General features: G+C 65.1%; 23 protein-coding genes and 1 tRNA gene. 14 read left to right on the forward strand and 10 right to left on the reverse strand.

Annotation, left to right across the window (positions count from 1 at the left end; all coding sequences use genetic code 11):
* The 3 genes from CI15_RS17455 to CI15_RS17465 form a co-directional block, all read right to left on the reverse strand.
* Entirely contained in the window at positions 1-825 is an 825-nt protein-coding gene (locus CI15_RS17455; RefSeq protein ID WP_062129562.1) for an ABC transporter permease, read from the reverse strand.
* Positions 822-1,904, reverse strand: coding sequence for an ABC transporter substrate-binding protein (locus CI15_RS17460; protein WP_062129563.1), 1,083 nt, complete (start codon positions 1,902-1,904; stop codon positions 822-824). Before CI15_RS17460 ends, CI15_RS17455 begins: the two co-directional genes overlap by 4 nt.
* Positions 1,905-2,013: 109 nt before the next feature.
* Positions 2,014-3,108: a LacI family DNA-binding transcriptional regulator gene (locus CI15_RS17465; RefSeq protein WP_062129564.1), complete on the reverse strand. Its 1,095-nt coding sequence runs from the start codon at positions 3,106-3,108 to the stop codon at positions 2,014-2,016.
* A 266-nt stretch (positions 3,109-3,374) separates the two neighbouring features.
* Between CI15_RS17465 and CI15_RS17470 the strand changes: the two genes are divergently transcribed.
* Genes CI15_RS17470 through CI15_RS17480 form a run of 3 tightly spaced genes read left to right on the forward strand, consistent with a single transcriptional unit; the run spans position 3,375 to position 4,594 of the window.
* Positions 3,375-3,764, forward strand: a complete 390-nt coding sequence (locus CI15_RS17470) for a hypothetical protein (RefSeq protein WP_241495859.1) — start codon at positions 3,375-3,377, stop codon at positions 3,762-3,764.
* Between the two features lie 3 nt (positions 3,765-3,767).
* Positions 3,768-4,112: a hypothetical protein gene (locus CI15_RS17475; protein WP_062129566.1), complete on the forward strand. Its 345-nt coding sequence runs from the start codon at positions 3,768-3,770 to the stop codon at positions 4,110-4,112.
* Between the two features lie 50 nt (positions 4,113-4,162).
* Entirely contained in the window at positions 4,163-4,594 is a 432-nt protein-coding gene (locus tag CI15_RS17480) for a lytic transglycosylase domain-containing protein (RefSeq protein ID WP_062129567.1), read from the forward strand.
* A 140-nt stretch (positions 4,595-4,734) separates the two neighbouring features.
* On the opposite strand, the gene CI15_RS35400 is transcribed toward CI15_RS17480, so the two are convergent.
* The 4 genes from CI15_RS35400 to CI15_RS17500 all read right to left on the reverse strand — a co-directional run bounded on the left by CI15_RS35400 (position 4,735) and on the right by CI15_RS17500 (position 7,455).
* The gene (locus CI15_RS35400; protein WP_075643715.1) at positions 4,735-5,028 is read right to left on the reverse strand and encodes a contact-dependent growth inhibition system immunity protein; all 294 of its coding nucleotides are present in this window, start codon (positions 5,026-5,028) and stop codon (positions 4,735-4,737) included.
* Positions 5,029-5,034: 6 nt separating this feature from the next.
* The gene (locus tag CI15_RS17485) at positions 5,035-5,871 is read right to left on the reverse strand and encodes an RNase A-like domain-containing protein (RefSeq protein ID WP_062129568.1); all 837 of its coding nucleotides are present in this window, start codon (positions 5,869-5,871) and stop codon (positions 5,035-5,037) included.
* A 353-nt stretch (positions 5,872-6,224) separates the two neighbouring features.
* A tRNA-Leu gene (locus CI15_RS17495) sits at positions 6,225-6,309 on the reverse strand.
* Positions 6,310-6,387: 78 nt separating this feature from the next.
* Positions 6,388-7,455 carry a diguanylate cyclase gene (locus CI15_RS17500; RefSeq protein WP_062129570.1) on the reverse strand — a complete coding sequence of 356 codons (1,068 nt, stop codon included), beginning with the start codon at positions 7,453-7,455 and terminating at the stop codon, positions 6,388-6,390.
* A gap of 195 nt (positions 7,456-7,650) precedes the next feature.
* On the opposite strand from CI15_RS17500, the gene CI15_RS17505 reads away from it, so the two are divergent.
* Positions 7,651-8,151, forward strand: a complete 501-nt coding sequence (locus CI15_RS17505; RefSeq protein WP_062129571.1) for a M48 metallopeptidase family protein — start codon at positions 7,651-7,653, stop codon at positions 8,149-8,151.
* A 2-nt stretch (positions 8,152-8,153) separates the two neighbouring features.
* On the opposite strand, the gene CI15_RS17510 is transcribed toward CI15_RS17505, so the two are convergent.
* A complete protein-coding gene (locus CI15_RS17510; protein ID WP_062129572.1) occupies positions 8,154-10,499 on the reverse strand; it encodes an FdhF/YdeP family oxidoreductase in 2,346 nt (781 codons plus the stop codon).
* A gap of 141 nt (positions 10,500-10,640) precedes the next feature.
* On the opposite strand from CI15_RS17510, the gene CI15_RS17515 reads away from it, so the two are divergent.
* Both CI15_RS17515 and CI15_RS17520 read left to right on the forward strand, forming a co-directional pair.
* Positions 10,641-12,077 (forward strand): aminotransferase-like domain-containing protein, encoded by a 1,437-nt coding sequence (locus CI15_RS17515; protein WP_062129573.1) that lies wholly within the window; start codon positions 10,641-10,643, stop codon positions 12,075-12,077.
* A 46-nt stretch (positions 12,078-12,123) separates the two neighbouring features.
* On the forward strand, positions 12,124-12,414 hold the full coding sequence (locus tag CI15_RS17520; RefSeq protein ID WP_062129574.1) for a helix-turn-helix domain-containing protein: 291 nt from the start codon (positions 12,124-12,126) through the stop codon (positions 12,412-12,414).
* 83 nt (positions 12,415-12,497) lie between these two features.
* Here the strand turns inward: CI15_RS17520 and CI15_RS17525 are convergent, their stop codons facing one another.
* Positions 12,498-13,055: a lysozyme inhibitor LprI family protein gene (locus CI15_RS17525; protein ID WP_062129895.1), complete on the reverse strand. Its 558-nt coding sequence runs from the start codon at positions 13,053-13,055 to the stop codon at positions 12,498-12,500.
* Positions 13,056-13,344: 289 nt separating this feature from the next.
* Here CI15_RS17525 and CI15_RS17530 point away from each other — a divergent pair, with 289 nt between their 5' ends.
* The 8 genes from CI15_RS17530 to CI15_RS17565 all read left to right on the forward strand — a co-directional run bounded on the left by CI15_RS17530 (position 13,345) and on the right by CI15_RS17565 (position 20,920).
* Positions 13,345-14,160 (forward strand): SH3 domain-containing protein, encoded by an 816-nt coding sequence (locus CI15_RS17530; protein WP_062129575.1) that lies wholly within the window; start codon positions 13,345-13,347, stop codon positions 14,158-14,160.
* 193 nt (positions 14,161-14,353) lie between these two features.
* Complete coding sequence (locus tag CI15_RS17535; RefSeq protein WP_062129576.1) at positions 14,354-16,669, forward strand: putative bifunctional diguanylate cyclase/phosphodiesterase; 2,316 nt, start codon at positions 14,354-14,356, stop codon at positions 16,667-16,669.
* A 135-nt stretch (positions 16,670-16,804) separates the two neighbouring features.
* Entirely contained in the window at positions 16,805-16,993 is a 189-nt protein-coding gene (locus tag CI15_RS17540; protein ID WP_062129896.1) for a hypothetical protein, read from the forward strand.
* A 136-nt stretch (positions 16,994-17,129) separates the two neighbouring features.
* A complete protein-coding gene (locus CI15_RS17545; protein WP_062129577.1) occupies positions 17,130-18,527 on the forward strand; it encodes an FAD-containing oxidoreductase in 1,398 nt (465 codons plus the stop codon).
* 10 nt (positions 18,528-18,537) lie between these two features.
* Positions 18,538-18,894: a cupin domain-containing protein gene (locus tag CI15_RS17550; protein WP_062129578.1), complete on the forward strand. Its 357-nt coding sequence runs from the start codon at positions 18,538-18,540 to the stop codon at positions 18,892-18,894.
* A 144-nt stretch (positions 18,895-19,038) separates the two neighbouring features.
* On the forward strand, positions 19,039-19,614 hold the full coding sequence (locus CI15_RS17555; protein WP_062129579.1) for a TMEM175 family protein: 576 nt from the start codon (positions 19,039-19,041) through the stop codon (positions 19,612-19,614).
* A 2-nt stretch (positions 19,615-19,616) separates the two neighbouring features.
* A complete protein-coding gene (locus tag CI15_RS17560; RefSeq protein WP_062129580.1) occupies positions 19,617-20,423 on the forward strand; it encodes a hypothetical protein in 807 nt (268 codons plus the stop codon).
* Positions 20,424-20,431: 8 nt separating this feature from the next.
* The gene (locus tag CI15_RS17565; RefSeq protein WP_062129581.1) at positions 20,432-20,920 is read left to right on the forward strand and encodes a metallophosphoesterase family protein; all 489 of its coding nucleotides are present in this window, start codon (positions 20,432-20,434) and stop codon (positions 20,918-20,920) included.
* A gap of 67 nt (positions 20,921-20,987) precedes the next feature.
* Here the strand turns inward: CI15_RS17565 and proP are convergent, their stop codons facing one another.
* Positions 20,988-22,457: a glycine betaine/L-proline transporter ProP gene (proP, locus tag CI15_RS17570; protein WP_062129897.1), complete on the reverse strand. Its 1,470-nt coding sequence runs from the start codon at positions 22,455-22,457 to the stop codon at positions 20,988-20,990.
* Between the last annotated feature and the right edge of the window lie 470 nt (positions 22,458-22,927).

The raw sequence follows: 22,927 nt of genomic DNA on the forward strand, positions 1-22,927 counted from the left end.
TCATGCGCTCGCCGCCACGCCCGAGCCGCTCGCGCTGCGCGCCAGCGCCAGCACCGCCCACGTGACGATGCCGAGCACGATCGACAGCCCCGCGGCCGTCACCATGTTCGCGTTCAGCGTGAACTCGGTATAGATGGTCATCGGCAGCACGTCGATGTCGGTGGCGAGCGTGAACGCCGTGCCGAAGGCGCCCATCGCGGTCGCGAAGCACACGGCGCCCGCCGCGATCAGACCGGGCGACAGCGCCGGCAGCACGATGTCGCGCATGATCCGCCACGGCGACGCGCCGAGCGAGCGGGCGGCCTCTTCGAGCGAGGCATCGAGCTTGCTCGCCGAGGCCATCACGGTGACGATCACGCGCGGAATCGAGAAGTACAGGTAGCCGAGAAAGAGGCCGCTCATCGAATACGCGAACACCCAGCGATCGCCGGCGAGTTTCAGCGACAACGCGCCGATCAGCCCCTGACGTCCCGCCAGCATGATGACCATGAAGCCCACGACGACGCCCGGAAACGCGAGCGGAAAGGTCAGCAGGGCGAGCAGCGTGCGTTTGCCCGCAAACTCGCGACGCGCGAGCAGCAGTCCCGCTATCACCGACAGCACCAGCGTGGCCGCCGTGACCGCCGCCGACAGCACGACGGTCGAACCCAGGCTCGACATGTAGCGCGGATTGGTCAGCATCGCGCGATAGGTCGCGAACGGGTGGCCGCCGCCGGAGAGTTGCGCGAGCGCGCCCATCGGCAGCAGCCAGAAGGCGATGAACACCGCGAGCGCGGGCGCGAGCAACGCAATGCGCCAGCGCAGCGGGAACGTGACGTCGTTCAATGCATCACCTGCAGATAGCGCTCGCCGAAGGCCGACTGCTTGTCGGCCATCTTCGCGAAGTCGACCGGCTTGGCACGCGCGTAGTCGCTCGCGGGCAGGAACTGCGCGGCGGTCTCGGCGCTCATCGCGCTCGCGCGCACCGGCCGCAGATACGCCTGCGCCCACAGCTTCTGGCCTTCGTCGGACAGCACGAAATCGAGCACCTTCTTGCCGTTCGCTTCGTGCGGCGCGCCCTTCACGAGGCTCATCACGTACGGCACCGAGATCGTGCCTTCCTTCGGAATCACGAACTCGACGTTCGCGAGATCCTTGTACTTCGCGCGATACGCGTCGAAGTCGTAGTCGAGCAGGATCGGAATTTCGCCGGACAGCACGCGCGCGTACGCGGTCTGCTTCGGCACGATCGGCGCGTTCGCCTTCAGCTTCCTGAACCAGTCGAGGCCCGGCTCGAAGTTCTCGAGCGTGCCGCCGAGCGCCTGGTTCACCGCGACCGCGCCCGCATAGCCGACGAACGCGCTCGACGGATCGAGGTAGCCGATCATGCCTTTGTATTCGGGCTTCAGCAGATCGGCCCACGAACGCGGCACCGGCTTGCCTTCGAGCGCGTCCTTGTTGACGAAGAAGCCGAGCGTGCCCGAGTGGATCGTGAACCAGTAGCCTTGCGGGTCTTTCAGGCCGGCGGGGATGTCGTCCCAGTGCGCGGGCTTGTACGGCTGGATCACGCCCTTGTCCTTCGCCTGGAAGGCCGACGACACGCCGAGATACACCACGTCGGCGACCGGGCTTTTCTGCTCGGCCATCAATTGCGCGATCGATTGCCCCGAGTTCTTGTTGTCGAACGGCACGCGAATGCCGGTCTTCTGCTGGATCGCCTTGATCTGGCTCGCCCAGTCGGCCCATTCGGGCGGGCAGTTGTAGCAGATCGCGGTTTCGTCGGCACGCGCGGCTTGCGGCGCGAGCGTGACGAGCGCCGCGCCCGCGACGAGCACGCTCGCCGGCAGCGCGGTCGCGGCGGCGCGTGCGAGTTTTTGCCAGAGCGGCTTGAGCGGGGACGCAAAGCGTGAGGTCGAGCGGGTCACTGCGGATCTCCTTGGTCGAGCCCATGCAACTCTGTTGCGGGCGTGTGTGTGTTGCGCGAGTGGGTGACGAAATCTGTGCATGCGCTTGCGCATGGCGTCATGCAGCTTCTTATGCGAACGGCTTTTCCGTGGCTGCCGGGGCGGCTAGTCCATAGGCTGGCGACGCTCGGTCGAGATCCACCTGCGAGGCGAGTGCCGTGATCGTTGCGCCTTCGCGCACGCTGTGCGGCAAGGTCAATGCCAGCGAGGTCGCGGCGAAGCCGCGATCCTCGCGTGCGCCGCCGATGCGCGCGAGCAGACGCTGCCACGCCGCGCAGCCGATCTCGCGATTCGGCGCGCAGATACTCGCGAGCGCCGGCGACAGCAGCTCGCCCATCGCGAGGCCGTCGAAGCCGAGAATCGACATGTCCTGAGGAATCGACAGACGCGCGCGCCGCAGGCCGCGCATCACGACCATCGCGAGCAGGTCGTTGCTGCAGAAGAGGGCGGTCGGACGGTTTGCGCCGTGCGTCAGGTGCGCGAGCACCGACGGCGCGAGTTCTTCCGCGTTGAAGTCGACTTCGAGCGCGGGGGCCGGCGTGAGGCCAGCCTGCTGCATCGCCTGGGTATAGCCGAGATGCCGCTGACGCGCGCGATCCGACGCCGCGAACGAGCCAGCCAGCATCAGGATGCGGCGGTGGCCGTGCGCGATGAGGCGGCGCACGCCGTCGTAGGCGGCGAGGCGATTGTCGACCGACACCGACGGGCGCCGCACCGTGTCGTTGTGCATCAGCACGTAGAGCAGGCCGTCGCGGTCGAGCTGGTCGAGCAGCGGATGGGTGTCGGCATCGGCGACCGTCAGGATCAAGCCCTCGACGCGATGCTCGCGCAGCGTTTCGATCGCGTGACGTTCACGGTCCACGTCGTACTGCGTGGTCATCAGCATCAGCCGATAGCCTTGCGCGGACGCGAGATCGTCGATGCCCTGCAGGCATTCGGCGAACACCGGGTTCGCGAGCGTCGGCAGAACGACGCCGATCAGGCGGGTGCGCTCGCCGCGCAATTGCCGGCCGAGCGGGCTCGGACGGAAGTTCAGCGCGTCGATCGACTGGCGTACCTTGTCGAGCGTGATGGGGTTCACGGTATGCGGCGCGTTGATCGCGCGCGACACCGTGGCGATGGAAAAGCCCGCGTGGGCGGCGACATCCTTGATCGTCGGCGTCATCGGTTTCGGATCCGCTGTAAACGTTTTCGTTTGCGGATTATCGGGAACGTTTGTGACCTGGGGATGAATGCGCTCCGGCGCGACTCCGCCGGTTCCGACCACCGTATCGCGCGGAGAATTTCTGCTTCCGCAGGCCGGGTTGGCTCGTAGATCTTTCGTCGACTTCCGGCTTCGCGGGTTGACTTTTCCTATTTCGCAAACGTTTGCGCGTTCGCTCTCAAGTTGGCCTCTTGCCGGCCGTCAACGTCCATATGACCTGAATACCCATGGAGTCACCCGTGAAGTGGATGGCGTATTTTCTTGCTCTACTTGTCGTGAGCGGCTGCGCGCAATTGCCGCCGGCCAATACTGTGCAAAGCGACAAGCCGGCTGTGTCGACCGACGTCATCAGCTTTCAGATTCCCGCCGACGCATTGGGCGCGCGTGATCCGCAGCTGAGCGCGGTGCTGGCCAAGGCGGGTGCGCTCGCCGCGGCGCAAAAGCAGCCGACCACGATCCTCGTCACGGCGCTCGGTCAGGACTTCCCCTATATCAATCAGGCGATCTGGAAAGGGGTGCCCGCGCAGCACGCTGCCCGGTTGGACCTGCAGAACCTGACGGCCGGTCCGAACCAGCCGTACAGCGTGTCGATCAAGCCGATGCAATCAGGAAGCTAAGCCATGCGCCGTATTCTCGTGACCGTCGCGGCGCTGCTGCTTGCGTCGACCGTGTGGGCTGGCCAGCAGGGTCCGGGCGCGACGCCCGCGCTCGCCAGCCCGCAGACCGTTGCACTCGCCACGCCCGCCGCCGACAGGGTCTATCCGCCGCTGCCATCGCTGACGATGCTGCCAGCTTCCGCCGATGAGGACGACGATGCGCCGCCGCGTCCGTCCGCGAAGAAAAAGAAAACGCGCCGCAGCGAGCCGAGGATCAGCATGCCTCTCGCGCGTCTGGTCGTGTCGGAGCAGTCGCGCGCCTATCTGAAGGACGTCGAGCGGCAGATCGACGTGGCGTCCGCACGATGAGGGGCGCCCCGGTGACGGAGCGACGCTCCCCGCGCACGGCATCCGTATGGATGGCCGGTGTTGCGCTCGGTCTATTCGCGCTGTGCGGCGCCGCTCGCGCCGACGATTGCTTCGAGCAGGCGGGCACGTATCAGGGCGTCAATCCGCTTGTGCTGCGGGCGGTCGCATGGCGTGAATCGAAAGGGGATGCCGCCGCGATCAACCGCAACGCCAATGGCTCGATCGACGTGGGGCAACTGCAGATCAATTCAGTTCATTTTCCGGAACTGGCGAAGCAGGGCATCCCGCATCGCGCCCTGACCGATCCGTGCATTAACGTCTATGTGGCCGCGTGGCTGCTGAAGCAGAAGATGGTGCGCTATGGCAATACGTGGCGCGCCATTGGCGCGTATCACTCGGAGTCGCCGAAGGAGCGCAATGCCTACGCGCGCAGCATTCAGCAGATACTCGTGAATTGGGGGGTGTTGCAGGCGCAGCCTTGAGGAGGCATGCAATTTCAGTGCGTGCAAGTCTTGGGGGCAATAATGCGAACCCTCATGCAGATGGCTTGGGACAAATGCGAAGATCGCCTGCGTGGACGCACCCGACAGCATGAAACGGGCCACGCGCGGCGATAGGTGAACTACTCGCTCAGTAGACGCTTCAACTTACCAAGGAAAGACGCGGTCGTGTGGCCCCATAGCGGAGGATCAACGAAAAGTCCATAGGCAGCTTCAAAGGAAGCATCCAATTCGCGAGAATTATCGGAAAGGAATCTGTCGATTTCATGTTGCAACGTTGAACGCGCTGCCGGATCGCTTTCGCTTCTGTACAAGGCAAAAATCTCCTCTATGGTATTTCCCCACAAAGAGAAATCTTCTCCAAAATAAATCTGAATGAAATTCGATAATTCCGGATATTTGTCGGTCTGTTCCATAAGGCTTCACTTGATCAAATAGGCAGTGATAATGTAATACGGCATACCGTTATATTGTTGCCTTTGCAGGAACATTCGAACCTTGCCAAGTTCGATCATTTCCCCAGTTTTCCGGACTAAGCCATATCCCACGTTGCGCCCTGTATCACCGACCAACGGAAGCCTGTTCGCACCATTGCTCGCCCGTGCCCACGCTCTGATGGTCGATGCGTTTTGTTGCATCACCTGAGAAATAGCCCATTCTGCCATTGCCAGATTGCGGAATGACGTAACCATTGCGAGTTCAGTCTCGCGTGCGAGCCTCGCTTGCAGCCATGCCTTATCTTTTCCAACGTGTTTATCGATAGTGTGTCCACCGATGCGGCTGCCCTCTCTCGCTTCGTGATCTACCAGCTTGATCCGGCCCATCGTGATCTGGGACGCCCGCACTGCCTTGATCGAGCTCGCAACGCCTACCGACACGGCAATATCAAGCGACAGGCCGATATTGTCGGCCATGTCGGGACTGACCTTCATCGCCTCAGCCAGCTTCGTCGTACCCTGCCGGGTGAGGGAGTCAGTATCGCGTCCCGTCCAGACCTGACGCAGGCCAGCCGCAGCCGAGTCAGAACCATGTGCGCCGAACACAATGCACCCGGCCTTGCTTGCCATCGTCGGTTCTGGCATCACACACAGCGCCCCGGCTCCGACCATTTCGAGCAGGCCACCGACGAGTTGCAAACCGCCCCATAGCCGTTTGGAAAGCATTTCCGTGGGGCTGATCGACTGGCGGGTTAGCACCGCCGCCAGTTGAGGCGCACTAAGCACGACGCGCACACCGTCCGAATCCTGTTGATACGCCATTCCGAGTACCTCAGTCGCTGTGGGGGAACAGTTAGCCTAGCCGGCGCCTACAGGAACAGGGAATGGGCGAAGGATGATTTTTGGCTTTTGCTGCGTCAACAAACGTCAATATTTGTTCGCGCCGGAACGCACGCCGCTCGTGCATCATTTCGCGGCGCTCGCGGATGAACTTCGTGCGGTTGTCGCCAGATACGAACCGCAACGCGACCGTCCACGCCATGGCGTCTGTGCGTGGGCGGGGCGACGCAAGACGGGCGGCGCGTATTCCGGTTCTTGTTTGGTTCGGGGGATCAGTGTTCGCCGCCCGCTTTTCGCGGGCGCTATCGCGAACCGTTGAAATCGACGGAGGGAGATGGTGCCGGGGACCGGACTCGAACCGGCAAGCCGTGAAGCGGCGGATTTTAAGTCCGCTATGTTTACCAATTTCATCACCCCGGCAGGGGTATGCGTTTTGCGCGGACGCGAATTCTACCATTGCTCGCGATCGACGCGATCGACGCGATCGGCGGTTGCACGCTATGACGTCGACGCCGTTTCGTTCGCGATGACCACGCGATCGCGCCCGCCGAGTTTTGCCGCGTACAGATTGGCATCGGCCTTCTGCAGCCATTCGACATGGTGGCGCATCGCCGGATCGAATTGAGCGACGCCGATGCTCAGCGTGCAAGGGAAGCTCGGATTGTCTCCCTGCGCGTTCTGCCTGACTGCCGCGACGAGTCGTTCGGCGGCGCCCGATGCGATCGACAGCGTCGTGCCACGCAGTACGACACCGAACTCTTCGCCGCCGTATCGTCCGATGCAGTCGCTGTCGTGAAAATGCTCGCGCAGCATCCCGGCCAGCGTTTTCAATACCGCGTCTCCGGTCGGATGTCCGTAGGTATCGTTGATCCGCTTGAAATGGTCCAGATCGATCAGCAATAGCGACGATGTCCATCCCGCGGTCCGGCATTGCGCGAATTCCGCGGCCAGCAGATTTTCCCACGTGCGACGATTCAGCAATCCGGTCAGCCCGTCCGTCCGACTGAGTTGCTCAAGCGAACGGGTCTGCTGAGCCAGTTGCTGCGATATCCGGTGCATCGACCACCCCAATACGAGCGGATAAGCGATGAGAAACGGCAAGCACGCGAGAATGGTCGACATGTGCGACATCGGCTCGAACGCGTACCCGACGACGGCGAGACCAACTAGCAAGCCGGCAACATGACAAACGAGGCCCCACGCAAATAGCGTGAGCCCGCCTGCCGCCATATTGTCCATGCTGAGCATCACGAGGATGACCGCACTGGGCAGCACGTTGAATCGCATGGCCGCGACCCAGAATCCGCCGAACAAGGCGTCGATCAGTAAATTGGCCTGTTCGCCGCGATAGGGAATGCTCGATGCGTGGGCGGCGCGGCGTGCGACATGCGGCCAGATAAATCCGTGAAATACGAGTAGTCCCCATAGCAACGGACCGCGATCCTGTTTCTGGAAAACCGACGCCACGCAAAAAAATCCCAGTGCCAGCCCTATGACGCGAAGACGATAGATGCGTTCGACGAAACGCTTGCCTTTGCCCGGCATGTGTTTCACTGCAAGTGTCATAAGGCCCCTTCGGTTGGCGCGCGCCTTGAACGCCGATTCGAATTTAGCGCTTGCTTATTATGCCGCGTTAAGGTGGGCCTTCTGCATTAATTTGCTCGCGATCGAATCAAGGGAAACCAGGGATTTACGTCGATGCCGTCTCGATGGTCGATTCGAAATCGGCGAAAATACTGGATTCGACGGAGTCCGAACTCGATGTCTCACCTGAAATACCTGACCGGCTACCCCGCACCTCTGCAAGACAAGGTGAGAACGCTGATCGCGGCCGATCAGCTCGGCTCGTACCTCGCGCAGAAATACCCGAACACGCACGACGTGCAGACCGACCGCGCGCTGTACGCGTACTGCGCGGAGCTCAAGCGCGAGCACCTGCGCAGCGCCGAGCAGATCGACAAGGTCACGTACGACAGCAAGCTCGACGTCGTGCGTCACGCGCTCGGTTTGCACACGAGCATTTCGCGCGTGCAAGGCGGCAAGCTGAAGGCGAAGAAGGAAATCCGCATTGCGTCGCTGTTCAAGTCGGCGGCGCCGGAGTTTCTGAAGATGATCGTCGTGCACGAACTCGCTCATCTGAAAGAGAGCGATCACAACAAGGCGTTCTATCGTCTGTGCGAGTTCATGCAGCCGGGTTACCACCAGATCGAATTCGATCTACGTCTGTATCTGACGCATCGCGATCTGGCGAAGAAGGCCTGAGTTCAAGCCGCCAGCGTCGCGCCATCGCTCGGCGCCGACGCGCTCAACAAGACTGGAATCGACTTCGACGTCGGCGTGCCCGCGCCATCGGCGACCGAGGAGAGCGGCACCAGCGGATTCGTCTCCGGATAGTAGGCGCCGAGGCAACCGCGCGGAATGTCGTACTCGACGAGCAGAAAGCCGTCCACACGCCGCTCGATGCCATCGGCCCACACGCTCGTGATATCCACACGCTGACCGGCCGCGAAACCGAGCATCGCGAGATCGTCGCGGTTGGCGAACAGCACGCGCCGCTGGCCATACACGCCGCGATAACGGTCGTCGAGACCGTAAATCGTCGTGTTGTACTGATCATGTGAGCGGGTGGTCATCAGCGTCATCAGGCGCTCGCCGTGACGCTTCCGCGCCTGGTGAATCGGCGTGTCGAGCGCGATCGCGTGGGCGATGAACTGCGCCTTGCCGCTCGGCGTCTTCCAGATGCGATCGCGCGACGCCACGCCGAGATGGAAACCGCCCGGCTTCTTCAGGCGCTCGTTGTAGGCGTCGAAGCCGTCGATCACCTTCGCGATGCCGTCGCGAATCAGCGCGTAGTCGGCCGCCTGCGCGAGCCAGTCCACCTTGGCGCTGCCCAACGTCGCGTGGGCCATGCCGGCGACGATCGCCACTTCGGAGAGCAGATTGTCCGATGCCGGCTTGTTCATGCCATACGAGATGTGCACCATGCTCATCGAATCCTCGACGCTGACGCCTTGCGCCACGCCGTTTTGCAGATCGATCTCGGTGCGCCCGAGCGTCGGCAGGATCAGCGCGTCGCGGCCATGCACGAGGTGGCTGCGATTGAGCTTGGTCGTCACGTGCACGGTCAGATCGCACGCGCGCATCGCGTCCCACGTGCGCGGCGTGTCCGGCGTCGCGATCGAGAAATTGCCGCCCAGGCCGATGAACACCTTGACCTTGCCATCGAGCATCGCCTGAATCGTGTTGACGACGTCGAGCCCATGCTCGCGCGGCGGTGCGAAATCGTAGGCGGCGCCGAGCTTGTCGAGAAACGCGTCGGTCGGCTTTTCCTCGATGCCGACCGTGCGGTTGCCCTGCACGTTCGAGTGGCCGCGCACCGGGCACAAGCCCGCGCCGCGCCGGCCGATATTGCCGCGCATCATCATCAGGTTCGACAGCAGTTGTACCGTCGCGACCGAGTTCTTGTGCTGCGTGAGGCCCATGCCCCACGTCGAGATCACCGCGCGGCCCTTCACGTAGATGTCGGCGAGCTTCAGGACCTCGTCGAACGGCACGCCTGCCTCGGCGACGATCGTGTCCCAGCGCTCGGCGCGCAGATCGTCGGCGAATGCCTCGAAGCCGACCGTGTGTTCGGCGATGAAGCCGACGTCGAGCACGCGCTCGAGGCCCGAGGCGAGCGCTTCATCGTCGAGTTCGAGCACGCGCTTGGCGACGCCCTTGATCAGCGCGAAATCGCCGCCGACTTTCGGCCGGATGAACACCGAGCTGATCTTCGTGCTGCCCATCGTCAGCATTTCGACCGGATGCTGCGGGCTCGCGAAGCGTTCGAGACCGCGCTCCTTCAGCGGATTGATCGACACGATCGTCGCGCCGCGCTTCGCGCATTCGCGCAATTCGCCGAGCATGCGCGGATGGTTGGTGGCCGGGTTCTGGCCGAAGATCAGCAAGGTGTCCGCGTGTTCGAAGTCCTCGAGCGTGACCGTGCCCTTGCCGATGCCGACCGTGTGCGGCAGGCCACGGCTGGTCGCTTCGTGGCACATGTTCGAGCAGTCGGGGAAATTGTTGGTGCCGTACATGCGCACGAACAACTGGTACAGGAACGCGGCTTCGTTGCTCGCGCGACCCGACGTATAGAACGCGGCGCGGTTCGGATCGTCGAGGTGTTTCAGATGACTCGCGATCAGCTCGAACGCCGCATCCCAGCCGATCGGCACGTAGCGGTCGCGCGCGGCGTCGTAGACGAGCGGATCGGTCAGACGGCCATGCTGTTCGAGCTCGAAGTCCGATTGCGTCATCAGCTCGGCGACGCTGTGCCGCTCGAAGAACGCGGGCGTCACGCGCTTGGCCGTAGCCTCGGCGGCCACCGCCTTGACGCCGTTTTCGCAGAACTCGAAGGTCGACGCATGCTCGCGATCCGGCCACGCGCAGCCGGGGCAGTCGAAGCCGTCGGGCTGGTTCTGCTTGAGCAGCGTGCGGTAGTTGCCGCCCGCGACTTTCTCCTTGATCAGGTTGATCGCGACATACTTCAGCGCGCCCCAACCGGCGGCGGGGTGCTTGTACGGCTCGATGCGGGCTTCTGAACCAGTTTCGATGCGGGCTTCGTTCTTCATGACGTGGCAATGGACGGATTCGACAGGCCTTGCAGACCAATGTCCCAGAGCCTACTGTGTTCCACAAACTGCGTCGGATACAGAAAATCGGAAAGAATAGGAGTACAGTTGCGCGACCGTACCTGAAGCCGTCCGACTCGCATGAAGCTCTACGAGAAACTCGCCGACGAAATCACCGAAGCCGTGCGCCGCGGCGTATTCACGGCCGGCGAGCGGATTGCGTCGGTGCGCCAGGCGAGCCAGCAGCACGGCGTCAGCATCAAGACGGTGCTGCATGCATATGCGCTGCTGGAGAGCCGCGGCATCGTCGAGAGCCGGCCGCAATCGGGCTACTTCGTGCGCGACGCGGCCGCACGGGCGCTCGCGCCGGCCCCGCCCGCGGCACGCGCGGGCCGCAAGTCGGCGGCGCCGCCGCCGGTGCCCGCGACGGTCGACGTGAGCCGCCTCGTGCTGTCGACTTTGCGCAGCATCCGCGCCCACGACGCCGTGCCGTTCGGCTCGCCGTATCCTGATCCGTCGCTGTTCCCGTGGCGGCGCATCAACCAGTACGCGAACGCGATTGCGCGCCGTCACGCGAGCTGGAACCTGATCGACGATCTGCCGCCGGGCAACCCCGAGCTGATCCGGCAGATCGCGCGGCGCTATGCGGAAAACGGGCTGCCGGTCGATCCGGGCGAGATCGTCATCACGCTCGGCGCGACCGAGGCGATCAACCTGAGCCTGCAGGCGGTCGCGAAGCCGGGTGACACTGTCGCGGTCGAATCGCCGACTTACTACGCGATGCTGCACGCGATCGAGCGTCTCGGCATGCGCGCAATCGAGGTGGCGACCCATCCGGTCGACGGCATCGATATCGACGCGCTCGCGAAAGTGATCGCGCGACAGAAGATCGCCGCCTGCATGGTGATGCCGAATTTCCAGAACCCACTCGGTTTCTGCATGTCCGACGAGCGCAAGCGGCAGCTGGTCGAACTGCTGGCCGCGCACGAGATTCCGGCGATCGAGAACGACGTCTACCAGGAGCTGTATTTCGGCGACACGCGGCCGTCGACGCTGAAAACCTTCGACACCCAAGGGCTCGTGCTGCACTGTGCGTCGTTTTCGAAAAGCCTGACGGCGTCCTACCGGATAGGCTGGGCGTTGCCGGGGCGTTATCGCGCGCAGGTCGAGAAGCTCAAGTTCCTGAATACGCTGACGACGCCGTCGGTGCCGCAGGTCGCGGTCGCCGATTATCTGCGTCAGGATGGCTACGACCGGCATTTGCGGCACTTGCGCCGGGTGTATCGGCAGCAGGCGAGCATCATGAGCGCGCTGGTGCTGCGCTTCTTTCCGGTCGGCACGCGGGTGTCGACGCCGCAGGGCGGCTACGTGCTGTGGGTCGAGCTGCCGGCCGCGATCGATTCGATGCGGCTTTATCGGGCGGCGCTCGAACGCGGGATCACGGTCGGGCCGGGGATGATGTTTTCGACTCGCAACGATTTTCGGCACTTCATCCGGCTCAACTACAGCTATCCGTGGACCGCGCAGGCCGAAGCGGCGTTGAAGACGCTCGGCGAGCTCGCCACCGGGATGGCGTGAGCGGGTCAACGGCCACGCAACTGGCGCACGACGACAGGGAGACTCCATGAACGACGACGACATCGACCCGCAACTGGCCGCGATACTCGCGCAGCTATGGCGCGCGCATCGCGAGACGCCGCGGCGCGCGTGGTCGCTCGCGAAGCTGTCGAAGCAGGCCGGCGTGCCGATGAGCAGCTTGCGGCGGCAATTGACTGCGCTCTCGGACGGCGGCCTCGTCGACACGATGTTCCACGACGACGGCACCGGTGCCGCGTCGCTGAGCGAGATCGGCGCGCAGCTTTGCGCGGAACTGTTCGGCACCGGCGAGGGCGACGAGCCGTCCGCTGCCGGTTGAGTCTGCCGGCGTAATTGCCGCTGCAAGCGCAAGTCATCCGATCCGCGCGAGGTCAACCGCTCTTGCCGGCGTATGCCGCCGTTTCATTGCCCGGTGCTCGCTTGCACCTGCGCTTGCGGGGACGCCATGTCCGCCGCCTCCAATGTCGCCACGCCGCAGAACCAGTCGGCATCGTGCGGCTGATACTTCCACCGCTTGCCGGATTGCCCGATCACGCTCGGACATTGCTCGTTCACGTTGAGACCCGGCTTCGCGGCCGTGCATTGCAGCGTCGAAGCGTCCACGATCGGTTCCGTGGACACCGCGTGTCGCGCGCCGCCCGGCAGGCTCGCCAGCAGTCGCTGCAATTCGTCGATCCGCGTCGCGTACCAGCTCTGCAAGCACGCGGCGTCGCGGCAGTTTGCTTCGCGCCAGGCCCACTTGCTATCGCTGTCGTCGATGAACATGCGGCGCTGGGTGACTCGTCGACGGGCTTTCCAGTAGAGTCGGCCCAAGGTGTCGTCGAGCGTCGACAGCGCGGGGTCGCCGCAGATCACGCGCTCGGTCGGCGAGCGGCCGCGCTGGCAGTCGAAGCTCGTGGCGTGGGCACACGGATGTGCGAGCAGCAGTCCGGCGATCAGAAGTGGGCGGAAGAGGTTCATCGGGGTCCCGGCGATGCATGGATTGATCATGCTGCCGATGATCGGCCGGCCACGCGCCTAGCAGACCGCCGAACAACGCGGGAGTTCGGGCGAGTCGTTACCAGATGTTGCCGGGCGGGGCGCCGGCTGGCATATGTCGTGCGTGGGCGGCAGGGCGGCGCTGCAAGGCGTGTGCGGTCGGCGCGCATGCGCGTTCGCGTGTCACGAAGTGGAGGCAACGTCTATATATTGGTAGTGGGGGTACGCAGGCCGGGCCGGTGAAAACGCGGCCATCAAAAAGGGAGAAAGAATGAAGCGACAAGTTGTTGTCGGTTTTTACGTGGTGGCGGGCCTTCTGACGCTGCCCGGCGCGGCCAATGCGCAGTCGCAGGCCTATACGAACAGCGGGACCAACGTGCGCGCGGGTCCGGCATCCGACTACCCGATCGTCACGCAACTGCCGGCCGGCGTTCCGGTCTCGGTGATGGGGTGCCTGAGCAACTATCAATGGTGCGACGTCGCCGCGCCGAATCTGCGCGGCTGGGTCTATGCATCGCGGCTCAGTTCGCCGTACCAGGGCGGCTACATGCCGCTGAACTACGGGGCCACGCTCGGCTTGCCGATCCTCGCATTCTCGATCGGCGATTACTGGGGCAACTACTATCGCGGGCGGCCGTGGTATGGCCAGCAATCGCGCTGGTCGCACCATGCGCCGCCCCCGCCGCCGCGTCCCGGCGCTGGGCGTCCGCCGCCGAACTACCGGCCGCCGCAAGGGCACCCGGGTGGCCGGCCGCCGGGACATGCGGGAGGCCGGCCGCCGGGTGGTCCGCCGCCGGGCGGACCGCCTCCGGGTAACCCGGGCGGAAGACCGCCGGGCAACGAGGGTGGACGGCCGCCGGGTGGGCCGCCGCCAGGCAACGCGGGTGGAAGACCGCAGGGCGGTCCGCCGCCGGGGCATCAAGGTGGCCCGCAAGGCGGTGGCAACCGACCCCAAGGCGGTCCTTCGGGCGGTCATCAAGGCGGACCTCAGGGCGGTCCCCCGGGCGGCCATCAAGGCGGCCCCCAAGGCGGAGGAGGCGGCGGAGGCGGCGGGCAACGCCCCCCCGGAGGTGGCGGCAACAATTGAGGCATTGACGCGGCCGTCCCGCTGGGGACAATGGAAGCCACCGGCTGCCGAAGCGTGCCGCGTCAGCCCATGCTTGCACGCCCCACGCGCAATCGCGCGCCCGCGATGCATTGCAATTTTTTCCGCCGGGTTAGTGTAAACCCCGGTGTGCCGCGTACACTGACGTGCCGATGTTGGGTTGGGGGGCGCAACTATGAATTGCGAAGCGACATCACGTGGCACGACGACAGCCGCGCCAGAAGGCGCCCGTTACCGGCCGGAAAAGGCCGAGGAAGTACTCGCATCGGAGCGCAGCGTGTTGCGGCTGATCACTCGCAACACGCCGCTGCCCGAGCTGCTCGACGAAGTCTGCCGGCGCGCCGAGGCGCTGCTCGGCGACGGCGCGTGCTGCTCGATTCTGCTGCTCGACCCTGACGGCGTGCACGTACGCGTCGGCGGCGCGCCGTCGCTGCCGCCCGCATTCAGCGCCGCGATCGAGGGTGCCGCGATCGGGCCGCGCGCCGGCTCCTGCGGCACCGCGATGTACGAGCGGCGTCTCGTGATCGTCGACGACATCGAAAGCGATCCACTGTGGGAAGACTTCCGGGCTTTCGCGTTGCCGCACGGACTGCGCGCATGCTGGTCCGTGCCGTTCGAAAACGACGCCGGCATCGTGCTCGGCGCGTTCGCCGTCTACTACCGCACCACGCGCCGTCCGACCCCCGAGGCAGAGGCGATGCTGCGCGACATCGGCAGCAGCGTCGGCCTCGCGGTCCATCAGGACGAGATGGCGCAACGCCTCGCGCATAGCGAGGAGCGTCACCGGCTGGTCGTCGATCATCTGAGCGAGGGGATCGTCGTGCAGTCGCGCAGCGGCATCGTGCTCGCCTGCAATCCGAGCGCGCAGCGCATGCTGCACGTGACGCCGCAAGTCGTCGGCCGCAGCATGCAGAGCTTGATGACGCGTGCGTTCAGCGAGGACGGCTCGGTCATCGGCGAGTCCAACCGTCCGGTCGCGCAGGTTCTCGCGACCGGCAAGCCGATGCTCGGCGTGACGATCGGCCTCGAGCTGACGAGCGGCGAAGTCGTCTGGATCACGGAGAACGTCGTTCCGATCCTGCGGCCCGGCGAGAGCGAGCCGGACTCCGTGCTGATTTCGTTTTCCGACATCGGGCCGGTGCGCGAGGCCCAGCGTCAGCTGAAGTACCTCGCCACCCGCGATTCGCTGACGGGCCTCTACAACCGGGCCTACCTGACCGAGCGCATGCGCGACCTGTTCGCGCCGCGCGCCATCGACGACAACGGCAGCGAGCTCGCCAGCGTCGCCGTGCTGTTCGTCGATCTCGACGGCTTCAAGAAGGTCAACGACACCGCCGGCCACGAAGCGGGCGACGCGTTGCTGTGCAGCGTCGCCGAGCGGCTGTCGGCCTGTGTTGGGCGCGGCGACACGCTCGCGCGCGTCGGCGGCGACGAGTTCGTGATCGTCGCCAGCGCGTGCGGCAATACGGGCGAACTGATCGGGCTCGCGCATCGTGTTCTCGACATGATCGCGGTGCCGTTCGCGGTGGCGGGCAACGAGTACTACCTGGGCGCGTCGATCGGCATTAGCCTCTTTCCCGAAGACGGCCAGGACGTCGCGACGCTGATGCGCAACGCCGACTCGGCGATGTATCACGCGAAGCAGCGCGGCCGCAACAACTTCCAGTTCTTCACCGCCGAGCTGAACCAGCATCTGCAGCGGCGCTTCACGATCGAGCAGTCGCTGCGGCGCGCGCTCGCCGGCAACGAGCTGAGCCTCGTGTATCAGCCGATCGTCGATAGCCAGAGCGGCCGCACGATCGGCGCGGAAGCGCTGCTGCGCTGGTACAACGGCGAGCTTGGCAACGTGTCGCCGGGCGAGTTCATCCCGGTCGCCGAGGACGCCGGACTGATCGTCGAGATCGGCGACTGGGTGCTCGAGCACGCCTGCGAGCAGGTCGCGCAGTGGCGCCGCACGCTCGCGCCGCATCTGATCGTCGCGGTGAACCTGTCGCCGCGGCAGTTCAACGACGGGCTGCTCGAGCGCATCGAGCGCTGTCTCGCGCAGTCCGGGCTCGAACCGGCCGCGCTCGAACTCGAGATCACCGAGCGGCTGCTGATGAGCGACAGCGACACCGTCCTGCCGATGCTGAGCGCGCTGAACGCGATGGGCGTGCGCGTCTCGGTCGACGACTTCGGCACCGGCTATTCGTCGTTGTCATATCTGAAGCGCTTTCCGCTGCATAACCTGAAAATCGACCGTTCGTTCGTGGCGGGTCTGCCCGACCATCGCGATTCGATCGCGATCACCCAGGCGGTCGTCGCGATGGCGCACTCGCTCGGCATGAACGTGACCGCCGAGGGCGTCGAGACCGCCGAGCAGGCGGCGTTTCTGCGCGCGATCGACTGCGACAAGCAGCAGGGCTATCTGTACAGCCGGCCGGTCGGCGCGAGCGCCTATGCGCGCACGCTGTACGACGCGCAGATGATCGGCATGGCCAAGGCGTCCTGACGCGATTGTTCAGATTGCCGAACAAGTGACTTCGCGTTGCCGGTATTTATCGCCGGCGGCCCAATCCCTAAAATTCCTCCATCGAAATGTTATGGGTGCGTGGTGCCGAAGCGGCGCCCCGCGATGGGGGTCGTCATGTCAGAGTTGATCAGAAACCAGCTTTACCGGCCAGCGGTCGTGCTGCCGATGGTTGCGCTGATGCAGGTGATGGTGTCGCAGGACTTCAATCTGGGCCAGGTCGGCTGGGTGTTCGCGGCGCGCGGCGCGCAGGCCGCGTTGCAACGCTCGCGCGAGTTGATTTGCGCCGTTCATTGCCACGCTTGAGAGGTTCCGGGCAGGGTTTGCAGTAATCCGAAACAGATCGCGCCGACCCGGAGGAGGGCGCGCACATTCAGGCATGGCAGCCCGTGGCACTAAGCGTAAGATGCTACGACCTGCACCCAGCCCCGGGAGAGTTGCCATGCCACAGCACTTCGACGCAGTCGTGATCGGTACGGGACAAGGCGGTTCGCCGCTCGCCGTGCGTCTCGCTCAAAGCGGCCGCCGCACCGCCGTGATCGAACGAGGGGAGTTTGGCGGCACCTGTGTGAACGTGGGTTGTACGCCCACCAAATCCTATGTGGCGAGCGCCCGCGCGGCGCACGTAGCGCGCCATGCGGCGGAACTCGGCGTGCAGGTGGGCTCGGTCAGCGTCGATCTGGCAGCCGTGAAGGCGCGCAAGGACAAAATCATCGGACAGTCGCGCAGCGGCGTCGAAAACTGGCTGCGCGGCACGGACAACATCACGGTATTCAACGGCCACGCGCGCTTCACCGGTGCGCGCACGCTCGCGATCAGCGGGCGCGACGGCCAACTGGTCGACGAACTGAGCTCCTACGAAATCTTCATCAACACCGGCACGCGCGCCGTGGTGCCGCCGCTCGAAGGCATCGGGCGGATTCCGTACTACACGAACTCGACGCTGCTCGAACTCACCGAGGTGCCGAATCATCTGGTGATCGTCGGCGGCAGCTATATCGCGCTCGAATTCGCGCAGGTGTTTCGCCGCTTCGGCAGCCGCGTCAGCGTGCTCGTGCGCGGCGAGCGCGTGCTCAATCGCGAGGATGCCGATTTCGCGGAGTCGGTGCAGAAGGTGCTCGCGCGCGAGGGCGTCGAGTTTCATTTCGGCGTGCAGCCGACCCGCGTCGAGCCGCATCCGCATCGGGCGAACGACGTGTGCATCGGCTTCGAGCAGAACGTCCCGGCCATGGAGGCGTCGCACCTGCTGCTCGCGACCGGCCGCACGCCGAATACCAACGACCTCGGTCTCGACGCCGCCGGCATCGAGACCGACCGCCACGGCACGATCATCGTCGACGGCCAACTGCGCACCAGCGTGCCGGGCGTATGGGCGATCGGCGACGTGAACGGACGCGGCGCGTTCACGCATACGTCCTACGACGACTACCAGATCGTCGCCGCGAACCTGCTCGACGGCGGCGCGCGCAGCGTCGACACGCGGATCATGACGTATGCGGTGTTCGTCGATCCGCCGCTCGCGCGCGTCGGCATGTCCGAGGAGGAGGTGCGCAAGAGCGGCCGCGAAGCGCTGATCGCGACGATGCCGATGTCGCGCGTGGGCCGCGCCCGTGAGCGCGGCGAAACCGATGGCTTCATGAAGGCGCTCGTCGATGCGCAGAGCAAACAGATACTCGGCGCGGCGATTCACGGCATCGAGGGCGACGAGGCGATCCACACGTTCGTCGACATCATGACCGCGGGCGCTCCGTATCCGACTTTGCAATACGCGATGCACGTGCATCCGACCATCAGCGAACTGGTGCCGACGCTGCTCGATGGGCTCAAGCCGATGCAATGAGCGGCATGACATGACAGGCTCGCTCAAACCCGCACGCAGCAGGGGCAATCTGTTCGACGGCATCGCGCAGTCGGGGGCGGCATCGCCCGATGAGCAGATCGACGCGTTGGTCGAGCAGGGCGGGGTGACGATCGAGCGGATCGTTTCGACCGCGCAGGCGAGCCCGCCCGGCTTCTGGTACGACAGCCCGCGCGCCGAATGGGTTGTGCTGCTGAGCGGCGCGGCGGTGCTCGAATTCGACGGCGGCGCCGAACCGCATCCGATGAAGCCCGGCGATCACGTGCTGATCGAAGCGCATTGCCGGCACCGCGTCGCGTGGACGAGCGATACCGAGCCCACCGTTTGGCTCGCCGTGCATTACCCGTGAGACGCACAGGGTAGAGCGATCCGCGCGGCGGCTACCGCGGATCGACAAAGCCTCGCGCCATCGCCGATAATCGGCAGCGGCGCGGCCCGCGCGCAAGGCGCGCGCGGGCTGTGCGCCGAACCGCATTCATCTCCGGGACCACGCATGGGCAAGGGACGCGTCGAAGCCTTCAGCGATGGCGTAATCGCCATCATCATCACGATCATGGTGCTCGAACTGAAGGTGCCCGAGGGCCACGATCTCGCGGCGCTGCGCCCGGTCGTGCCGGTGTTCTGCGCGTACGTGCTGAGCTTCGTCTACGTCGGCATCTACTGGAACAATCACCATCACATGTTCCATGCGGTGCAGAAGGTCGACGGCAAGGTGCTGTGGGCGAACCTGCATCTGCTGTTCTGGCTGTCGCTGCTGCCGGCCGTCACGCACTGGGTCGGCGAAAACCATCTGGCCGCATGGCCGACCGCGCTGTACGGCATCGTGCTGTTCATGTCGGCGATCGCGTATTTCATCCTGACGCGCGCGCTGATCGCTCAGCACGATCGCGAGTCGACTTTGGCCAAAGCGCTCGGTAGCGACTTCAAGGGCAAGGTCTCCGTCGTTATTTACCTGGTCGGCATCGGGTTCGCGTTCGTGATGCCGTTGGCGTCGGCCGCGCTTTACACGCTCGCCGCCGCATGGTGGTTCGTGCCGGACCGGCGTATCGAACACGTGCTGGAGGCCTGAGCATGTTGCTCGCCCTGAAGCTCATGCTGGTGCCGGCCTTTCTCGCCGCGCTGACGGCGGCTGCGCGTGTTTGGGGACCGTCGGTCGCGGGATGGCTCGCGGGGCTGCCGGTCGTCGCCGGACCGATCGTGCTGCTGCTCGCGCTCGAACGCGGACCGGCGTTTGCGGCGCAGGCGTCGGCGGCGTCGGTGGCGGCGATCGCCGCGTCCGAGGCGTTCAATCTTGCCTATGCGTGGACCTGCCGACGCTTCGACTGGCCGCTAGCGCTGCTCGCGGGGATGGCCGGCTGGCTCGGCGCGGCCTTGCTGCTCGTGCGGCTGCCCGGCTCGCTCGGCTGGGCGGTGGTGGCGGCGTGCGTGGCCGTCGCGGTGTCGCAGAACAGCTTGCCGCGCGTGACGGGCCATGTGCCGGCCGCGCGCGTCGGGCTTGCGGATCTGGCCGTGCGGATGCTCGCGGGCGTGTTCCTGACGCTCGCGGTGACGACGGCGTCGGCATCGATGGGCGCGGCGTGGAGTGGCGTGCTGTCGGTGTTTCCGCTGCTCGGCATCGTGCTCGCGGTGTCCGCGCAGCGCGCGCATGGCGCGGACTTCGTGGCGCTGCTGATGCGCGGCATGGTGCTCGGGCGCGGCTCGTTCGCGGCGTTCTTCGCGGTGACGGCCACGCTGCTGCCGCAGTACGGTGTCGCGACCGGGTTTGTGTGCGCGGCGGTGGTGTCGGTCGTCGTGCAGGGGTTGACGCGGCGCATGCTCGCCGGGCAGCGGCGCGCTCAGGCGGCGGCGCGAGAACTGGCCGGGCCGCAGGCGGAGTGAGACTGCACATGACAGCACGAAGGGCGCCTTCCACTGCCACCCGTATCGGGCTCATCTCCGATACGCACAACCTCGTGCGTCCCGAAGCCTTGCACTATCTCGACGGCTGCGACGCGATCATTCACGCGGGCGATATCTGCAACCCGGACGTGCTCGACGCGCTCGCGCGGATCGCGCCGCTCACCGCGGTGCGCGGCAACAACGATAGCGGCGACTGGGCCGCGGCGCTGCCGACGCATGCGAGGCTGACCGTGCAGCAGGTGACGATTCTGGTCGTGCATGATATCGCCGATCTCGACCGCGCGCCGGGCGACGAGGGCATTCGCGTCGTGGTGAGCGGTCATTCGCACAAGCCGTCGATCGCCGAGCGCGACGGCGTGCTGTATGTGAACCCGGGCAGCGCCGGGCCACGGCGCTTCAAGCTGCCGGTGTGCGCGGGCAGGCTGATCGTCGAAGGGGCGCAGGTCAGCGCGACATTCGATTCGCTGCTGACGTAAAAAAAGCGGGCCGGCAAATTTCGCCGGCCCGCTTCGACACTACGTTTGCGGAAAATGACCGCGCGGATCAGGCACGCGCGGTTGCTGCCGCCGCGAACCGTTCATCCATCTCCTCGGCCTCGCGCTCGCCGCGCAGCACCGCGTGCGCTTCAGCGCGTGTCGCGACGCACGGACCCGAGCCGAGCAGCGGCTTGCGCGCGGTTTCGCGCAATGCGAGTACCGACACGATACCGATCAGCGATGCGCCCATCAGGTAGTACGCGGGCATCATCAGATTGCCGGTGCGGTCGACGAGCCATGCGGTCACGAGCGGCGTCGTACCGCCGAACAGCGACACCGAGATATTGAAGCCGATCGCGAGCGCGCCGTAACGGATCTTCGTCGGGAACAGCGCCGGCAGCGCCGACGGCATCACGCCCGTGAAGCACGACAGCAGCACGCCGAGGATCATGAGTCCGCCGAACACCGGCAGCACCGTGCCCATACGAATCAGCAGCAGCGCGGGAATCGACAGCGCGAACAGGCCGACGCAGCCGAGCAGCATCACCGGCTTGCGGCCGATCGCGTCGGACAGACGGCCGGCGGCGAGCGTCATCGGCATCATCAGGATCATCACGAGCAGCACGAGGAACAGGCCGTGCGTTTCGTTGAAGTGCAGCGTCGCCGACAGATAGCTCGGCAGATACGACAGCGCCATATAGTCGGTCACGTTGAAGATCAGCACGAGGCCGACGCACAGCAGCAGCGGCTTCCACTGCTGCGCGAGCAGTTGACCGAACGACTGCTTCGGCACCGCGCGGTCTTCGGCTTCACGCTCTTCGGCCTGCTTCTTGAACGCGGGCGTTTCCTCGAGCTTCATGCGGATGTAGAGACCCACCAGACCGAGCGGGCCGGCGATCAGGAACGGCACGCGCCAGCCCCAGGACAGCAGCGCGTCGGTCGTCAGCGTCGCCGTCAGCAGCGCGACCGTGCCCGCGCCGAGCACGTAGCCAATCAGCGTGCCGAACTCGAGGAAGCTGCCCATGAAGCCGCGGCGCTTGTCGGTCGAGAATTCGGCGATGAAGGTCGCGGCGCCGCCATACTCGCCGCCGGTCGAAAAGCCCTGCACGAGGCGCGCGAGCAGCAACAGCGCCGGCGCAAGAATGCCGATCGTCGCGTAGTTGGGAATCAGGCCGATCGCGAAGGTGCCAGCGGCCATCATGATCATCGTCATCGCCAGCACGCGCTGACGGCCGATACGGTCGCCGAGCGGCCCGAACACCATGCCGCCGATCGGTCGGACGAGAAACGCCGCGGCGAACGTGCCGAAGGTCGCAATGAGCTGTGCCGACGGGCTCGACGATGGGAAGAACACCTTGCCGAGCGTGACCGCGATATAGCTGTACACGCCGAAGTCGAACCATTCCATCGCGTTGCCGAGCGCCATCGCGCCGACGGCCCGTTTCAGGAGAGAGTGATCGACGACGGTGATGTCGTCGAGGGAAAGGCGTTGTTCTTGTTTGTGATGTCGCCAGAAGCCGTTGCTGGAAGCGGTCAAGGTTAAAACTCCAATGACTGCGACGAAACTCGTGATGCGTTCCGCCACGGTTGCTGGGAAGTGCAGTTTCGCGAGCAAGGCGAGGGCATCCGCGGCGCCGGTCATCCGGCGGCGGAACAGATGGCGAAAAAAGCAAACGCCCGTGCCTCGCGATCAGTTCGCGAAAAAACACTCGTCTAGATTGTGCTGACTGTTTGCATCTGCGTGGCCGTGGATGGGGGGCAGATGCATGAAGGACGCTGAGCTGGCGGGAAGCTCGCCCATGCGCCACTGAAGGCTTGAAACGAAAAAGGCCGGTCTTGAATTTTCCGCTGACGCGGGGAAACGACCGACGAGCCTTCTTGTTTAAAAACAGCTCGATTCAGGATGACGCACGGGCGCAAAACGCACGGTGAGCCAGCTTGAAAAGAACGCGAATGAAGGTGAATTGCCGTTGAAACGATGCACATGTTAGCACGAGGGCAGAGGAT

It is taken from the genome of Paraburkholderia monticola, from assembly GCF_001580545.1.
In the GTDB taxonomy this organism is placed as follows: domain Bacteria; phylum Pseudomonadota; class Gammaproteobacteria; order Burkholderiales; family Burkholderiaceae; genus Paraburkholderia; species Paraburkholderia monticola.

Coding starts and splice junctions, on each gene's coding strand:
- CI15_RS35400 (WP_075643715.1), bottom strand. CDS start 5,028: ATGGAACAGACCGACAAATATCCGGAATTATCGAATTTCATTCAGATT.
- CI15_RS17560 (WP_062129580.1), top strand. CDS start 19,617: ATGTTGCTCGCCCTGAAGCTCATGCTGGTGCCGGCCTTTCTCGCCGCG.
- CI15_RS17470 (WP_241495859.1), top strand. CDS start 3,375: ATGGAGTCACCCGTGAAGTGGATGGCGTATTTTCTTGCTCTACTTGTC.
- CI15_RS17535 (WP_062129576.1), top strand. CDS start 14,354: ATGAATTGCGAAGCGACATCACGTGGCACGACGACAGCCGCGCCAGAA.
- CI15_RS17565 (WP_062129581.1), top strand. CDS start 20,432: ATGACAGCACGAAGGGCGCCTTCCACTGCCACCCGTATCGGGCTCATC.
- CI15_RS17540 (WP_062129896.1), top strand. CDS start 16,805: ATGTCAGAGTTGATCAGAAACCAGCTTTACCGGCCAGCGGTCGTGCTG.
- CI15_RS17550 (WP_062129578.1), top strand. CDS start 18,538: ATGACAGGCTCGCTCAAACCCGCACGCAGCAGGGGCAATCTGTTCGAC.
- CI15_RS17530 (WP_062129575.1), top strand. CDS start 13,345: ATGAAGCGACAAGTTGTTGTCGGTTTTTACGTGGTGGCGGGCCTTCTG.
- CI15_RS17515 (WP_062129573.1), top strand. CDS start 10,641: ATGAAGCTCTACGAGAAACTCGCCGACGAAATCACCGAAGCCGTGCGC.
- CI15_RS17545 (WP_062129577.1), top strand. CDS start 17,130: ATGCCACAGCACTTCGACGCAGTCGTGATCGGTACGGGACAAGGCGGT.
- CI15_RS17520 (WP_062129574.1), top strand. CDS start 12,124: ATGAACGACGACGACATCGACCCGCAACTGGCCGCGATACTCGCGCAG.
- CI15_RS17475 (WP_062129566.1), top strand. CDS start 3,768: ATGCGCCGTATTCTCGTGACCGTCGCGGCGCTGCTGCTTGCGTCGACC.
- CI15_RS17525 (WP_062129895.1), bottom strand. CDS start 13,055: ATGAACCTCTTCCGCCCACTTCTGATCGCCGGACTGCTGCTCGCACAT.
- CI15_RS17465 (WP_062129564.1), bottom strand. CDS start 3,108: ATGACGCCGACGATCAAGGATGTCGCCGCCCACGCGGGCTTTTCCATC.
- CI15_RS17505 (WP_062129571.1), top strand. CDS start 7,651: ATGTCTCACCTGAAATACCTGACCGGCTACCCCGCACCTCTGCAAGAC.
- CI15_RS17480 (WP_062129567.1), top strand. CDS start 4,163: ATGGCCGGTGTTGCGCTCGGTCTATTCGCGCTGTGCGGCGCCGCTCGC.
- CI15_RS17510 (WP_062129572.1), bottom strand. CDS start 10,499: ATGAAGAACGAAGCCCGCATCGAAACTGGTTCAGAAGCCCGCATCGAG.
- CI15_RS17485 (WP_062129568.1), bottom strand. CDS start 5,871: ATGGCGTATCAACAGGATTCGGACGGTGTGCGCGTCGTGCTTAGTGCG.
- CI15_RS17555 (WP_062129579.1), top strand. CDS start 19,039: ATGGGCAAGGGACGCGTCGAAGCCTTCAGCGATGGCGTAATCGCCATC.
- CI15_RS17500 (WP_062129570.1), bottom strand. CDS start 7,455: ATGACACTTGCAGTGAAACACATGCCGGGCAAAGGCAAGCGTTTCGTC.